The sequence below is a fragment of the Embleya sp. NPDC056575 genome (assembly GCF_042793325.1).
Taxonomy (GTDB): Bacteria; Actinomycetota; Actinomycetes; order Streptomycetales; family Streptomycetaceae; genus Embleya.
Genome location: NZ_JBHTVA010000005.1, coordinates 60,695 through 75,860 on the forward strand (window position 1 = coordinate 60,695; position 15,166 = coordinate 75,860).

The following is a 15,166-nucleotide window of genomic DNA, read 5'->3' on the forward strand; positions in this document are numbered from 1 at the left end:
GAGAGGACCGCCTCACCGATGGACGCCGACGTGAACCGGACGACGCTGGCAGCGCTGCCGCAGGACGCGCTTCGGAACCCGTACGCACCTCGCCTGGTCGCCGCCGGCGAGACGTTCGACGTGATCGAGGTGGAGGACCGGCTCGGTCGGGCGGCCCTGGAGACCCTGCACGCACACCGCGTGCCGGTCGGACCGGTCATCTTCGACCGCCGCTACCGCCGGATCGGATTCCTCGTACCGCCGACCGCCGTGATGCCGATGCGTCCGCGCGAGCGCCGGCTCGGCCCGCGCCACCACGGACGCGGGGCGTGGATCACCTTCCCGCCGCCGCCGGAGCAGAACGACGGCCCGCTGGTCTGGCTGGTGCCGCCCACGCCCGACAACCGCCTGACCACGCTGCGGCACGTGCGCGCGGCGATCGCCGAGGCGGCCCGCGCGCTCGCAGAGCGCCACCAGCAGGCGATCTGAGGTCGCCCAGGACGTACCGGTCGGAGACCTGACATCACGAGCGGCTCCCCCAATACCTGCTCGACCCGACCGGTATCTGCAAGACGCGACGCGCCCCTCGGCCCCTCGGCCGGGGGGCGCGTCCGTGCGTGGTCCCGGATCGGGTCCGGCCCGGGGCGGTCCGAGGCGGGACCGAAGCCGCTCCGAACCCGCGCCCACGCCGCGCCGAAGCCGCTCCGCGGCCGGACACAGGCCGGAGCCAACCCCGGTCGAAGCCGGACCAAGCCCCGAAATCGGGCGCCGGCGCCGCCCGATTCGGGGTTTATCCGGGCGCCGCCCGGACAGGCGTCCCTCTTTCGGGCAAGGGTCTTTCGCATGGCGCCCGGTTGGCGACAATGGCTAGGGCACGGGACCTTGCCGATCTTCTCGAATCGGCTGTTTCCCGCTGCTTCCCCCCGTCCGTTTTCGTCGTCAGCACGTCTGCCCTGTCGGAAGGAATCCGCGCATGCCGTCCGAGTCGCGCAAGCCCCGCATGCGGCCTGTGCCGCTGTTGTTCGAGCCCTCGGTCCCCGAGCCGCCCGACGAACGCTTCTTCGACCTGGACGATCTGACCGATCCCCAGGAGGTGCTGACCCGTTCGACCGACCTGGCCGAGGCGTTCCGGGCGGCGGCCGACCGGGCGGCGGACTACCAGGCGATGGCCGCGGCGCGGATGGCGGACCCGAATCGGTTCGACCATCTGACGACGGCTCAGGTCGCGGCGCGCGCGGGGTGGGGCGAGGAATACACGGCGAAGATGATCGAGCACGGCCGACGGCTGCTGCTGGAGCGCGGCGAGTAGCGCACGGTCGGGGACGCCGGCCGGAGGGGGCGGCCGGCGCTCGCGCGGGCGGTGCGGACCCGCACGTCGCGAGAGCCGTACCCGTGCTCAGGGCGTCAGCGGCACCCGATGCCTGCCGAGTTCGGCCAGCACCGCCTGGTTGGCCTCCCACCCGTCCGGGAACGACACCGGCACGCCGAGGTGCACCGGGTTCGCGGTCGGGTGCGCGTCGAGCAGTTCGGGGATCCCCGCCCGAGCGACCACCAGGCACGCGTGCCGATGCCGGGAGGCCAGTACGCACAGCCGACCCGTCTCCAGGTGGAACTCGGTCGCGTCGCGCCGCCCGGAGAGCGGATGCAGCACCACGGTCACGTCGAACTCGCGGCCCTGGAGCCGGTTCGCGGTGTCCACCACGATCTCCGTCGCGCCGAGGTCGCGCAGCGCCGACTCGACCCGGGCCCGCTGCTCACGATGGCTGACCCCGATCGCGATCCGGGACGCGTCCAGCGGCACCCCGTCGGGGGTACGCTCGCCGACCGCCGTCCCGCCGCGCGCGAGCAGCCGCGCGGCCAGCGTGGCCACCGCCCGCACCGCCTCCTCGTCCGCCGCCCCGGTGAACCGCGCGGGCAACTCCAGCAGCCCCCACCCGGACCCGGCCGCGACGTCGACCACGGTGTCGTACGCGTCGTGCTCCCGCGCCGCCTCGAAGCGCAACGAACGCTCGCCGGGACCGGTCCCGGAGCGGAACGGGGTGAACGGATAGAACGCGTCCGACACCAGCGGCGCCGCGCTCGCGGGCAGTCGCCAGGACACCGGCAGCCGGTGCACCGGCAGGTCCGGGTTGTGCCGGCGGAGCACCACCACCGCGCTCTGCGACGGGTCGTAGCTCAGGCTGTGCCAGCGCGAGGTGTCCACGGTGGCGAACGGGTCGAGTTGGCCGGGATCGCCCACGAACAGCGCCCGGTCGAACAGCCGCGCCACCAGGAGCAGCGCGTCGGAGCGCATCTGGTACGCCTCGTCCACGATCGCCCAGGGCCAGCGCCGGTCCTGGACCAGCGCCCACTTGGCGGCCGTGGCAACCACCACCGCGCAGGCGTCCAGCGCCTCGGCCTTCTCCGCGTTGGACACCGAGGTGCCCACCAGGGCGGGCGGCAGCCGGTAGCCGGTGGCGGACAACCGGCCCACGGCCAGCCGCGGGTGCTCCTCGGCGAGCCGGACCAGCAGGTCGTCGACCTGGTTGTTGGTCTGCGCGACGATCATCAACCGCTCGCCGGAGGTGGCCAGTTCGCCGGCGGCGCGCACCACCAGGGTGGACTTGCCCGCGCCGGGCGGCGAGTCGACCACGACGCCGCGATGCGTCCCCGAGCCGAGGTCGGCGAGCACCGCGGCGGTCGCGGCGGCGGCGAGCGCGGCCGGGTCGCCCTGCGGGGCTCGGGTGTGCGCGGTCGTCACGACCACTCCTCCAACGCGTCGTCGTCCGGCTCGGATCCGGTCGCGGTCTCCGAGCCCGGCTCCGATTCCGGCTCGGGCGGCGGGCCGCCGTGCGTCCAGGGGGTGTCCTCGACGGCGGGCCATTCGGGGCTGCGCCGGAACTCGGCGATCAGCGAGGTCCAGCACAACACCTCGCCCCGCTCGGGCACGCTGCCCGGCTTGGGCGCCTTGCCGCCGCCCATGCCGCCGAACAACTCCAGTTCCATCCGGCCGGGTTCGTTGGCCAGCACCCGGGCCTTCGCGTCGGGGCGCTCCACGCAGGCGAGTTCGATACCGGGCCCGAACAGCGGCTCGTCCTCGGTGCGAAAGACGAGCAGCGGCCGGGGACGGGCGGTCTTCTTGCCCGGTTCGGTGACCATGCGCTCCGCGTCCACCGCGATCAGCTCGCCCCGGAAGGCCTCGCCCGCCAACCGCACGGCGGCCATCAACAGCGGGTCGTCGCGCACCTGTTCGGCGTCGAGCCGGGCCTGGGCCCGTTCCCGGCCCGCGAGTTGCGCGGCGGCCGAGATCGCGCCGGGCACCCTGGGCTGCGGACGCGACTCGGGGTCGGCCAGGTCGGTGGCGAAGAAGCTGTACGAGGCCCGGTCGGCCTCCCAGCGCCCGGCCACCGAGGCACCCGCCGGCAGAGCGGCGAGCAGGTCCACGCCGCGCCACATACGGTCCCAGGTGGGCATCAACTCGGCGGACAGCGCGTCCCGGATCGCCTGCTCGGCCCGCCGCTCGCGCTCGCGAGCGTCCTCGTCCTCGTCCGACTCCCGCTGGGCGGCCACCGCCTCGTCGAACGCGGTGATCAGCGGCACGAGCCGTTCGTCGAACGCCGGATCGGTCGCCGGGCCCGCCGTCGGACCACCCTCCGCCTCCCGCGCGGCCTCGTCCCCGCGCCGACCGGCGGGCGGGTCGATCCAGGCCAGCAGCGAGGCCAGGTCGCCGTCCTCCATCGCGCTCTGCCCGGTCGCCCACGCCTGGGTGAGCAGGTCGGTCATCGCGAGCAGCACGCTCGATCCGGGCACACCGGCCCGATCCGCGAGCCAGGTACTCCACCGGCCGAGCAGCGGCACCCCGGCCGGCACCGCGAACTCGCCGTCGGTGCGCCGGAATCGGGTGGAGCGGCCGAGCAGGCGCAGGTACTCGATCCCGCCCGTGGTGGGTACCAGCACCTGCGGCGCGTCCAGGCTGCGCTCGTAGGGATCGTCGCCGCGGCGCTCGATGGTCTCCGTCTCGGCGGCGAACGCGCTCAGGTAGGGCAGCAGTTGCCCGGCCAGCTCGGCCGCGTGCGCGAACCGGCGGTCGCGGTCGCGCGGTTGCGGTACGGCGAGCAGGCGCGGCCGGTCGCGGTCGGTGCCGACCAGTGCGGCGAGCGGCGCGAACGCCTCGCCCGCGAGCACATACGGCACCAGTACCACCGGACGCGCGGACAGGTGCCGATGGCGCACCGTCGCCGCCGGCTGCGCGTGCCCGGTCGCCGCGGCGCGCAACCGGCCCAGCGCGGCGATCGTGCTCACCCGACACCGCCCAGCGCCTCGTGCCGCAGCGCCTGGGCGCGGCGGAGCAGCCGGGCCACGTCCTCCTGGCCGGGCTCGGGAGCGCGGGTGCCGTCGGCGAGCGCCAGCGCGGTGCCGATGTCGTCGATGCCGCCGAGCGCGCCGCGTACCGAGGTGCCCAGCGTGCCCACGCCGCCGCCGGTGCCGCAGCCTCGGGCCTCGTCCCGGCAGAACAGGGCGAGTTCGCAGGCGGACAGGCAGTCGGGCAGGTAGGCGGCGGGCACTCGGGCGACGGCCGCGCCGACCCGCTCCTCGGCGACGTCGAAGGTCAGCCCCTCGGGGAGTTCGGCGAACAGTTCCTCGACCCCGGACAGCCGGGCCAACCTCCGCCGGGTGGTGGCCAGTTCGCGACGTACGTCGAGCACCACGGCGATCGGGCGGTTGGCGAAGTCCTGGGCGCACACCAGCACGATGTCGGTGGACACCGACTCGGGGTCCAGGCCCAGTTCCTCGGCGAGCCCGCGCAGGGCGTGTACGTATACCGCCGCCTGTCGGGTGGCGGAGGCCAGCTTGCCCGGGTCGGCGGAGCCGTCGATGATCGCGAAGGACTTGATCTCCACCACGTGCAGTCGGCCGGCCACCCGGCAGGCCATCGCGTCGGGTTCCAGGTAGGCGCGCCGGCCGGCCACGTCGAGGGGGAGCAGCGGGTGGTCCAGGATCGCGCAGGCGTCCGGGTCGCCGCTCGCCGCGCGCAGGAGCGCCTCGCGGGTGCGGGCGACCCGTTCCTCACGGCCGGGTCGGCCGGGTCGGCCGGTGGAACCCGTGGGGCCGGCGGGACCCGTGGGACCGTCCACGTCGACCAGCGCGCCGTCGTCGGGGTCGGCGCCCAGGACCTCGGCGAGGAGGCGGCGCAACTCCCGCCCGTCGTCGGCCTTGACCCGGGCCTCGAACACGTTGCCGCGCCCGATGGCGAACGGGGAGCGGCCGTAGCGGGCGGGGAAGCCGAGGCGTTCGGCCAGTACGGTCTTCTCGATGCCGGCCGCGTCCAACACGCCGCGGCGGGCGCATCCCGGGTTGGCCGCGAGGGCGGCCACCGTGCGGGCGTTGTGATTGCGGGTGGGCAGTTCGCCGCGCAACTGCTCCAGCCTGCCGGCGATAGCGCCGGTCGTACCCGTCGTGCGCATGTCTCGTGTACGGCTTTCGTCGTCGAACCGTCCGGTCCCGGGTCAGTGTGGACCATGTGACCGACAGGCGGAACTCAGCGCGGATCGCCGCGCCGACGACCGCGCCGCTCGTCGCGCTGTTCCTCGGCCGAGGGCAGGGCCACGAAGCCGGTCTCGTCGGTGGGCGCGAGTTCGGAGAACGACGCCAGCGCCTCGTCGAGTTGCCGCACCGCGACCGAACTCTTGTACGGCTCCAGCTGTTTGCGGGTTTCCCGGACCCGGTCCATGCCCATCGAATACCAGTGCATCCGCAACATGTCGATGGACTGGAACAGCCGGCCGCACGCCTCGTCCACCTCGCCCGCCTGGAAGGCCGCCTCGGCGAGGTCGGCGTACATCACCGCGCGCTGCTTGTCGCCGTTGGGCGGCAGGTTCTGCAATGCGTCGTTGAGCGAGCCCTGGGCCTGGTCCATGCGGCGCGCGGTGAGTTCGGCCTTGCCGCGAAAGCCCCACAGCCGGGAGGCGTCGAAGAAGTCGAGCCAGGGCGGGGTGGGGGTGTTGTCGGGGTGGCACAGCAGGTCCTCGGCCCGGTCGAGCAGGTGCAGCCCGCGCTCGGGGGTGCCGCGCAGCGACTCGAACTCGGACTGCACCGCGTCGAACCAGGCGCGCATCACCGTCGGCGCATCGCGCGTAGCCGTCTTGCGGGCGAAGTCGAGGATGTCCGCCGCGGCCGTGGGGGCGGCGTCGAAGGCGGGGATGAAGGCGGTGTGCGCGAGTACGGCGGCGGCGAGGAGGGTGTCGTCCGCCTCGTTGGCGGCCCGGTAGGCGACCAGGTAGTGGTCCTGCGCGTCGTGCGGGCGGTCCAGGTCGAAGAAGGCCATCCGGCCGGCCAGCATCGCGGTCTCGGCGAGCGAGGCGCCCAGGATCCGCCGGGCCCGGGCCGGGCCGGGGGCGGCGAGTAGCTGGGTGCCCAGGCGCACGTGGGCGATCACCGAGGGGTAGGCGATGGCGGCGGGGGCGACCCAGTACATCTGCCGGTAGGTCCGGGTGAGCATCGCGTACTGGTCGGCGCCGACCACGGTCAGCTGGCCGGCCCGCGAGTGCATCGGCACGGCCAGCGGGCCCGGGTCGGGGGTGTCGCGCAGGAGTTGGCGCAGCACGGCGGGGGTGGCGATCTCCAGGGACCGGCTCGGCGGCTCGACGGAGCGGGGGCCGATCACGCGCAGCGGTGGCCGGACCGGCAGGTCGCGGGGCCGGTCGCCCTCCAGCCGCCGGCCGTCGACCACGGTGGGGCCGTCCCCGAACGGCGGCGCCTGGGCCGGGATGGGCCCGAGGCCGGGCTGGGGCACCGGGCCGGGTGGCGGCGCGAGGCCGGGCGGAGGCACCGGGCCGGGTGGGGGCGCGAGGCCGGGGGGCGGTACCGGCCCCGGCGGCGGCACCGGGCCGGATCGCGGCGGCGGCACGTGGCGGCCGGGCGGGGGCGGTGTGCGGCCGGGTGGCGACGGGGGCGCGGTGCGGGCGGGCAGCGCCATCGCCCCCCCGAGCGGGCTGCCGCCGGGTGGGGGCGGTTGTCGACGCACCCGGGCCTCGCCGTAGCCGGTCGGCTCCGAAAGCTCCGCGGCCCACCCGGCTTCGCGGGCGGGCGCGGGCAGGCCCGGCGGCGCCGGTTGCTCGAGCACGGGCTGCGACTCGGGGTAGCCGTCGGCATAGCCCTCGCCGTACTCCGCCGTCAGCTCCGCCTGCCACGGCGGGGTGAACCCGAGATCGGTCAGCGGCCGCTCGAACAAAGCCTGCAGGACCTGCTGATAATCGGGGGTCGGCCAGGGCGGCTCGGCGCTTTCCCACCGGCGCACCTGCCGCACACTGACCCCGAGGCGGAGGCCGCATTCGAGCGCCTTCTTCTCGAACGCGTCGGCCAATTGTTGCTGGGAAACCCAGCCATGCGAGTGCCGCAGGGCCTTGAGCCGGACATTCCCGGACGAAGGACCGGCCCCCTGCCGCATGGCCATCGGCCCTCCCGGTTAACGCGTGCGGTGTGCTGTGCAGGCTGTGATGCCGACGGTACCCGCCGTGAGAGGGGCCGGGGGACCTCTTTGCGGATGTCCGGAAAGCGGCGTCCTCCCCGTGTCCTCAAAGAAGTCCTTCGAGGGGCCTTGTGCGCCCTCGATACGCTCCCCGCGCGCCCCCGGACACGGTCGAGCCCGGTCTCCGGGTGTCGATTTTCGATCACCGCCGACCCCTGCTAATGTTTCCCACGCAACGCAAGCGCCGCTAGCTCAGTTGGTTAGAGCAGCTGACTCTTAATCAGCGGGTCCGGGGTTCGAGTCCCTGGCGGCGCACAGGCAAGCGGTACACGATGAGGGCGTTCTCGATGAATCGAGAACGCCCAAGGCGTTTTTGACCTTGTGGTGGGAGCGTGATGTGAGCGCCGCGCGCCCTCCCTTGAGCGCTCAACCCGGCGCCCTCCATCGCCCCGATGCCAGCCGGGCGCTTCGCCGCTCCGCACACGCATGAGGCAGGAACGACCGTCGCCGCGGCCAGGTCCTGGTCCGATCCAACCCGCGTCGGCCCCCACTCCGGGCTATTCGGACGCCGCGCCAGCCGCGTGCCCGCCGGTCGAGTCGTCGTAGCGCTCGACCCGACCCACCAGGACGCCGTCCTTCCGGACGTACGCACGACCAGACCTGTCGAGGTCCGCGACCAGTTCCCAGCCTGGCTCGGCATCGGGGCCGAGTCGTGTGCTGAAGTCCATCGGCCGCCCCAGCCGCACATGCGATGGCCCCGCGGCGTCCACAGACTGTGAACCCACGTCCGCACCGATCGTCAACGGCCCCAAACGCCCGCTCGCAGATAGAGAAGTCAGCTCGTCCGTACGCCCGGTTAGCATGCCGGCGACGACATCGGCCGCCTCGCCTTTACGGCCGACAGCGCCCCGGTCCCCGCCCGTCACGCCAGCGGCAGTACGGCAATGGGACGTCAGCCCCGACCCCCCGCGCCGCGCCTGCTGTCGGCCCGGCGACCGACGCGCCGACCCCCTCGACATCGGCCCACCACATGCTCAGGGCGGTGTTCGGCTCCGGGACGGTGATGCACCGCCCGCATCTGCGATGTCGGCCCCCAGTCCGGCCTGGCGCATCAATCGGGCGACGCGGCGGCGCCGACCCGGGCGCCGACCAGGACCGCATGGAAGCGCGGCGCGCCGTAGCTGCCGCGCGAAGAGGCGTGGACTGGGGTGATCTGCTCGGTGAGCTCCGCGTCGCGGATGGTGCGGCAAGGGTGCGGCGGTGGTAGTAGGCGACTCGGGAGAGCTGGAGGAGTTCACAGGCGCGTTTGACGCTGTGACCTGCGCTGTTCTCCGCCTCGATGAACGGGTGGACCGTCATCGGGGTCTCCTGCGCGAAGAAAGCCGTGGCCCGCTTGAGAACCTCCAGTTCTGCCGCGGGCGGAGGTTCTCCCGCCGCAGCCGGGCAAGTTCCTCCCGCTCGGACGAGGTCCCATCTGACCAACGCGAAGGCCAACTGACGCCGCACCAGAGGTCCGGCGGCAATCAGGCCTCTCGCTCTTGGGGCCCAGTCAGGCAAGCGTGTCGGCCATGTCCTCTGCCTGCTTCAGCACACGCTCGATCGCCGCTGGCTGCCTGTCTGGCGGATAGCCGTACTTGCGCAGGAGCCTGAGCACCCGAGCCATGATCCGGTCACGTGCTTGCTCCTTAACCTTCCAGTCAACCGTGACGTCCTTGCGGATCTGCTCGTACAGCTCGTGTGCGATCTTCGCCAGCAGTGCGTCCTCCATCTGTTCGGCGGCCGACGGGTCGGCCGCCAGGGCGTCGTAAAAGGCGAGTTCCTTCTCCGTGATACCCAGGTGTTTCGCCCGGCCGCGGTCAGCGGATACTTCTTTCGCTAGTTCAACAAGGAATTTCATGAACTCGGCTGCCGTGAGTATTCCGTTGGTGTAACGGTTCATGGCAGCCTGCATTTTTTTGGTGAAAGTCTCCTGGCGGGTGAGGTTTCCACCGTGGACGTCCTTGACCTCCTTCAACAAAGCACGTCGCAGCGCTTCAATCGCGAGATTTGGATGCTTGCTGTTCTGGAGGTCGCGAAGCATCCGGTCGTCCAGATGCGACAGGTCAGGCTTAGTCAGTCCGGCCGCATCATAGATGTCCACCACACCGTCGGTCGTGACGACCGACGCATTGAGCTGAGCGATCAGCAGGCGGACATCAGCCGCCGTAGCGAGTCCCTGCTCTGCCTTTTCGTCCATTGCGTACTTCCTGCGGGAAGTGCGCACAGTCTCGATGAAGCGGAGGTCGGGCAGCAGGTCCTGCACCCGCTCGTCCGTGGGGCAAAGCGAGAATGCCTCTGCCAGGCGCCCCGCGTAGAACATGAACCGTTGGCTGCGCGTGGCCTGCCCCGGTGGGAGGCTCGGTTCGGGCGTGATCAGGAACTCCAGTACCCCGGTTAGCGCCTCGCGGTAGGAGGTAGGCCCGCCCATGTCGCGGATACGCCGCCATGGGCAGCCATGGAGCAATTCGTCGACGCGCTGGTGGTTTTCGCGCACGAGTTTGACGGCCTCGTACAGGTCTGCGCCAAGCATAGGATGCTCGCGGTCCGGCTTGGAGTACTCGGCCAGGGCCTCTTTGATCTCTTGAACCACTCCTCGGAAGTCCACGACCAGACCAGACGGCTTGCCGGGCCAAGTGCGGTTGACGCGCGCGATGGCCTGCATCAGGGCAGCGCCATGCATCCGCCTGTCGAGGTACAGGGTATGAAGTGGAGGGGCGTCGAACCCGGTGAGCCAGAGCGACTGGACAATGATCAATTCAAGGGGGTCACTTTCGTCCACCACCCTTTCCTGGATCTTCTTGAGCTGTGCTGGTGTGCGCACGTAGTCAGCAACCTCGGCGGTGTCCCTGGCTGCATTGCCGGTGAAGACGACCCGGATACGCCCGGTGTCATCAGTTAGCAGTCCACTGTCGGGGTCACGGTCTCCGGCCCACGCAGGACGTCGCCGGATCACCGCCTCGAAAAGTCGGGCGGCAACTGCACGGGACGCACAGACGACCATGCCTTTGCCACAGTGGCCAGTCAGTTTGGTCATTTCCCGGCTCCGCGCCTCCCAGTGCTCAAGCAGCGCGCCGGCAACCTCGTCGATTCGCTGGGGGGCACCGATCAGGTCCTCAAGCCTGCCGAACTGTTGGCGGGCCTTGCGCTTCTCCTCCTCTGACAGGCCCTCTACTAGCCCTTCAGCGCGGGCGTCCAGGTCTTCCAGGTCGGCGCCCGGGGGCAGGTCCACGCGGACAAGGTGCGGTTCGTAAAAGACGGGCACGGTGGCGCCGTCGTCAACGGCCTGCGTCAGGTCGTATGTATGGATGTTCGCGCCGAAGACGCCCAATGTCTTGTTGATGGGCGTTCCAGTGAAGGCAATGAATGTCGCGTTGGGTAGGGCATCACGGAGGTTGCGGGCAAAGCCGTCGATGAAGTCGTAGTGACTGCGGTGAGCCTCGTCGACCACGACGATCACGTCACGTCGCGGAGAAATCAGCGGATGACGCACGCCCGCCTTCCGTTCCTCCTCACTGAGGCGGAACTTCTGGAGCGTCGTGAACACGACTCCACCATTGCTCGCTGGGCTGTCCAGCAGCCGGCGCAACTGTCCTGCGTCCGGGACCTTCTCCGGCGGGCCCGTGATCTTCTCGAGGGTGCGACTCGAGGCGAACGTCGCGTACAGCTGGCTATCAAGGTCGATCCGGTCCGTGAGCAGCACGAACGTCGGGTTGGATAGCTCCGGGGTACGCGCCGCCTTACCGACATAGAAGAGCATCTCCTCACTCTTGCCGGCGCCCTGAGTGTGCCAGACGACACCCGCTCTGCCGTCGGTTGCGACCGCTGATTCGGTGGCTCTTACAGCTGCGTTGACCGCCAGGTACTGGTGGGCCTTGGCGAGCTTCACCGTGTCGACGGAGCCGGTCTTCCCCGCCGAGTACGACAGGAAGTTGGCTATCAGATCGAGGAAGCGAGCGGGCTCGAACGCGCCGTACAGCATGCGCTCCAGTGCCCTACCATCCTGGCGCTCATCCTTGCGGAGCAATACACCATGGTCATCGACATGCCAGGGGGCCATGTGCTGCCAGGACGTGAATGGGGTGCCAACGCGAGCGGTTATGCCGTCTGAGGCGAGTGCAAGCAGCATCGTGTGGAAGGCGCCGGTCTCCCTCAGCTCCCGCCGGTAGCCCTGGATCTGGTCGAAGGCGGTACGAGCGCTGTCGTTGCTGTCGGCCTTCTTCAGCTCGAGGACGGCAAGCGGGAGGCCGTTGACGTACAGCACGATGTCGAACACGAAGACACGGTTCTTGGCGCTTTGGACCCGGACCTGTGAGGCAGCGACGAGGTCGTTTCCGTGTGGATCCAGGAAGTCGATGGGACGGATCCGTGCGTGCCGCTCCTCGCCGGTCGTCGGGTCGTCGTAGGGAATGCTGACCGGGTTGGTTGTCAGCCGTTCGTAGAAGCGATGATTCTCCCGAAGGTCGTTGCGCGTCTGCCAGCGCAGCAACTCGGTAACGGCATCCTCGGCAACGTGCTCGGGCAGCTCACGGTACTCGGAACGGGCCCGAATCGCCCTGAGCAGGCGTGGCCGCAGAACCATGTCCTTCCAGTCCCGCCGAACCCCATGGGCAGGCCCCAACTCACGCCCCGCCACGTGTTCCCATCCGTACTCCCCGAGCAGCTCGAGGACGTACAGCTCCAACTCCTGTTCGGTCAGCAGATCTAGGGGTGGCTCGCCGAAGAGGTCGCGTGGCACAGGAGGGCCAGGGTGCCCGGATTCCGTGGTCATACGGCATCCTCGACTGCGCGGAAGGCATCGTTGACGCGCACCTTGCCGGAGAGAAGTCGCGGAAGGAGGCTGTCTCGAAGGTCGCCGAGAGTGCGGTTCTCGTACTGAGTGTGCGCAGCTAGCGCGTCGAGCCCCGACAGTCGCTTGCCCATCCGTACCATCTCGTTGTCGGGCGGAAGGATTACGGGGACTTGCCCCAAAATCGCTGTATTTAGATTTGGCATCGTCGCACCGACGGCGCGTTGTCCGATCCAGTTCTGAATTTCTGGCTCGCCAAGATAATAGCTAAAAAAGAGCGGATCTGTGGACGTGCCAACCCGGACACGTAGACATCCGGTTCCACAAAGCCAGCCCGATTCGTTCTTCCGCACGAGCGCTCTGCGCTTCACATCACCTCGACGTGAGTATACGATGTCGCCTTCTGCCAGCAGATATTTTGATAGCCTCTGAGCATCCTCATCTGTGATCCGGGCAATCCCGTCCTCAGAAATGAGGTTGTCGCCAATATTCTGAGGCATCACGCTTGGAATGCCGGTATCCACGTAGTCAGATGCATGAAGTTGGCTGCCGAATGGCCCCGTTTGGACGGAGCCCCCACCGCTCGCGCACAAGGCGCCGAGCGTTGTCCGCCGCCAGCCATCGTCCGCAAACGGCTCACTTCGTACCAGCGACGTCACCTTCCCCCTGGCCCAAAGATCTACCATCACAGCCCGACACATCTTCCGGGTGGTTTCGGCCATCCGATTGTTTAGCGTGATCTTGTCGTCGAGAGCACTGAGAACTTCGACAATGGCCTTTTGCTCGCAAAGCGTGGGCCTCGGGACAATGAGGCTGCGGATACTGGCCAAAGAATTGGCCAAGCTGGGCACGCCTGTCGTTACAGCGTGCTCCAAAATGCTACGCTGTCCCTGCGGCGAGGTAAACCAGTAGTAATAGAACTCGGGAACGGCGCGCGACTCATCCAGCGTCGCTTTAACCTGACTTCCGGAGATCACGTACCGCTCATACCGCGCAGAGCGCGGAATCATTGAAACCTGACCAACGGTGCCCTTGCGGGTGAATACCAGATCTCCCGGGAAAACAACGGCGGACTCGACTTCATTAGCCAGCGAGGGGGAAATGAAAACAAAATCTTCATCGAGAAAGATCCCGCGAGCAAGGTTCACGCCACGAACAAAAGGAACACCTTCCGATCGATAGTCTCGCGTAGTTACCTTTGAGCCAAATGGGCCAATAGAAAAAGCCCATCGAGTCAAGGAAGCCAGTTCATCGAAGCGGGACTTGGGCCAGTCTTCCATCACAGCCTCCCCAGTTGCTCGCCCACAAGCTTCGCTAGGCGCTCCGACTCATCAAACTGCTCTCGCAGTAGGGCCGTCAGGCGGGCAATTTTTGCCTCCACGGGCTCGGCGTCGGGGTCAACCTCGGCCTCCGCTGTCCCCACATACCGCCCCGGCGTAAGCGCGAAGTCGTGCTCGGCAATGCTGTCCAGCGACGCACTTACAGCGAAGCCTGGCGCATCCTCGTACGGCCCGTACCCCGCCACACCCCGCCACGCGCGAATCGTGTCACCGATGCGGTCGACGATCTCGACCGAAGTCAGCTTGCGAAGTGTGCGGTTCTCCATTGCGCCGAAATCGCGGGCATCGATAAAGAGCACTTCACCCTTGCGATCCGGCGCCCAACTTGAGTGGCGACCTTTGCCTTCGGCGAGGAACCAAAGGCAGGCCGGAATCTGCGTAGATCGGAAAAGTTGTCCGGGGAGCGCAATCATGCAGGCTACGATGTCATCTTGAACCATTGCTCTGCGGATCTCACCTTCACCCGACTGCTTGCTGCTCATTGAGCCGTTAGCAAGGACGACACCGGCACGTCCGCCCGGGGCGAGCTTGCTGATCATGTGCTGAAGCCAGGCGTAGTTGGCGTTGCCGACAGGCGGAGTCCCGTACGTCCAGCGGCGATCCATTCCGAGGAGTTCGCCGCCCCAGTCGGAGACATTGAACGGCGGATTGGCCATTACGACATCCGCCTTCAGCCCCGGATGCTGATCGTTACGGAAGGTGTCGGCGGGTTCCTCACCCAGATTGGCCTCGACGCCGTGAATGGCGAGGTTCATATGAGCCAACTGCCAAGTCGTCTGGTTGAGTTCCTGTCCATAGACAGAAACATTCAGTGGATTTCCACCATGCGATTCGATGAACTTCTCCGCTTGGACGAACATGCCGCCGGACCCGCACGCCGGGTCATAGACACGCTCGCCTTGCCTGGGCTCAAGGACCTCCACGAGCAGCTGCACAACGCTCTCCGGAGTGAAGTACTCCCCACCCTTGCGGCCCTCTTGGAGGGCGAACTCCCCGAGGAAGTACTCGTACACCTCGCCCATGATGTCCCGCGCGCCCTTGCGGCGACCGTCGTCGCCGAGCTGCTCCTGGAAAACGAGCCGGTCCATCAGTTTGACCAGTCCGGCAAGGCGCTCGCCATCCACGCGTCCGCTGGCGTAGATCTTCGGCAGGGTCCGGTTCAGGGCGGGGTTATAGCTTTCGACCGCGCGCATCGCCGCGTCGATCGTCTCGCCTAGGCTCGCACCGTCAACCGTACCCACAGCCCGCTCCAGAATAGTCTCCCATCGCGCAGTCGGCGGCACGTAGAAGATCCCGGCACCGGTGTACTCACGGCGCTCTTCCAGCGTCGTAAGCATGTCGGCTTCGCTCCAGCCGCCTTCCTCCCTCAACTCGGTCTCCAGCTGGGCGCGCTTCTCGGCCATGGCTGCGGAGACGTACTTGAGGAACACAAGACCGAGCACGAAGTGCTTGTATGCGGCAGCGTCAAGACTGCCTCGGAGCTTGTCCGCCGAGGCCCAGAGGATCGTTTTCATGTCCTCGGGCTCGGCCTGCTTCTTCTTCCGTGGCGGCACGGTGCCTCACTTCTCTCGTTTG

Annotated in this window: 10 protein-coding genes and 1 tRNA gene; 3 read left to right on the forward strand and 8 right to left on the reverse strand. The window is 68.9% G+C overall.

Translation table 11 applies throughout. The features are described 5' to 3' along the window. Positions 1–18: 18 nt before the first annotated feature. Together ACFRCG_RS05075 and ACFRCG_RS05080 are read left to right on the forward strand one after the other, a co-directional pair. Positions 19–468: a hypothetical protein gene (locus tag ACFRCG_RS05075; protein ID WP_380002809.1), complete on the forward strand. Its 450-nt coding sequence runs from the start codon at positions 19–21 to the stop codon at positions 466–468. 484 nt (positions 469–952) lie between these two features. Then, complete coding sequence (locus ACFRCG_RS05080) at positions 953–1,288, forward strand: hypothetical protein (RefSeq protein WP_380028913.1); 336 nt, start codon at positions 953–955, stop codon at positions 1,286–1,288. Between the two features lie 87 nt (positions 1,289–1,375). Here ACFRCG_RS05080 and ACFRCG_RS05085 read toward each other — a convergent pair whose 3' ends face one another. From ACFRCG_RS05085 to ACFRCG_RS05100, 4 genes are all read right to left on the reverse strand, one after another. After that, complete coding sequence (locus ACFRCG_RS05085; protein ID WP_380028914.1) at positions 1,376–2,725, reverse strand: helicase; 1,350 nt, start codon at positions 2,723–2,725, stop codon at positions 1,376–1,378. Then, complete coding sequence (locus tag ACFRCG_RS05090) at positions 2,716–4,260, reverse strand: hypothetical protein (protein ID WP_380028916.1); 1,545 nt, start codon at positions 4,258–4,260, stop codon at positions 2,716–2,718. The genes ACFRCG_RS05085 and ACFRCG_RS05090 overlap by 10 nt, the downstream gene beginning before the upstream one ends. After that, positions 4,257–5,423, reverse strand: coding sequence for a hypothetical protein (locus ACFRCG_RS05095; RefSeq protein WP_380028918.1), 1,167 nt, complete (start codon positions 5,421–5,423; stop codon positions 4,257–4,259). Before ACFRCG_RS05095 ends, ACFRCG_RS05090 begins: the two co-directional genes overlap by 4 nt. 74 nt (positions 5,424–5,497) lie before the next feature. Then, positions 5,498–7,411 carry a hypothetical protein gene (locus ACFRCG_RS05100; protein ID WP_380028919.1) on the reverse strand — a complete coding sequence of 638 codons (1,914 nt, stop codon included), beginning with the start codon at positions 7,409–7,411 and terminating at the stop codon, positions 5,498–5,500. Positions 7,412–7,667: 256 nt separating this feature from the next. Between ACFRCG_RS05100 and ACFRCG_RS05105 the strand changes: the two genes are divergently transcribed. After that, a tRNA-Lys gene (locus ACFRCG_RS05105) sits at positions 7,668–7,741 on the forward strand. 242 nt (positions 7,742–7,983) lie between these two features. On the opposite strand, the gene ACFRCG_RS05110 is transcribed toward ACFRCG_RS05105, so the two are convergent. From ACFRCG_RS05110 to ACFRCG_RS05125, 4 genes are all read right to left on the reverse strand, one after another. Next, positions 7,984–8,154, reverse strand: a complete 171-nt coding sequence (locus ACFRCG_RS05110) for a hypothetical protein (RefSeq protein WP_380028921.1) — start codon at positions 8,152–8,154, stop codon at positions 7,984–7,986. An 821-nt stretch (positions 8,155–8,975) separates the two neighbouring features. Then, a complete protein-coding gene (locus ACFRCG_RS05115) occupies positions 8,976–12,233 on the reverse strand; it encodes a type I restriction endonuclease subunit R (RefSeq protein WP_380028923.1) in 3,258 nt (1,085 codons plus the stop codon). After that, positions 12,230–13,531, reverse strand: a complete 1,302-nt coding sequence (locus ACFRCG_RS05120) for a restriction endonuclease subunit S (RefSeq protein ID WP_380028926.1) — start codon at positions 13,529–13,531, stop codon at positions 12,230–12,232. Before ACFRCG_RS05120 ends, ACFRCG_RS05115 begins: the two co-directional genes overlap by 4 nt. After that, positions 13,531–15,144: a type I restriction-modification system subunit M gene (locus tag ACFRCG_RS05125; RefSeq protein ID WP_380028928.1), complete on the reverse strand. Its 1,614-nt coding sequence runs from the start codon at positions 15,142–15,144 to the stop codon at positions 13,531–13,533. Before ACFRCG_RS05125 ends, ACFRCG_RS05120 begins: the two co-directional genes overlap by 1 nt. Between the last annotated feature and the right edge of the window lie 22 nt (positions 15,145–15,166).

Coding starts and splice junctions, on each gene's coding strand:
- ACFRCG_RS05095 (WP_380028918.1), bottom strand. CDS start 5,423: ATGCGCACGACGGGTACGACCGGCGCTATCGCCGGCAGGCTGGAGCAG.
- ACFRCG_RS05080 (WP_380028913.1), top strand. CDS start 953: ATGCCGTCCGAGTCGCGCAAGCCCCGCATGCGGCCTGTGCCGCTGTTG.
- ACFRCG_RS05075 (WP_380002809.1), top strand. CDS start 19: ATGGACGCCGACGTGAACCGGACGACGCTGGCAGCGCTGCCGCAGGAC.
- ACFRCG_RS05120 (WP_380028926.1), bottom strand. CDS start 13,531: ATGGAAGACTGGCCCAAGTCCCGCTTCGATGAACTGGCTTCCTTGACT.
- ACFRCG_RS05115 (WP_380028923.1), bottom strand. CDS start 12,233: ATGACCACGGAATCCGGGCACCCTGGCCCTCCTGTGCCACGCGACCTC.
- ACFRCG_RS05110 (WP_380028921.1), bottom strand. CDS start 8,154: ATGGACTTCAGCACACGACTCGGCCCCGATGCCGAGCCAGGCTGGGAA.
- ACFRCG_RS05100 (WP_380028919.1), bottom strand. CDS start 7,411: ATGGCCATGCGGCAGGGGGCCGGTCCTTCGTCCGGGAATGTCCGGCTC.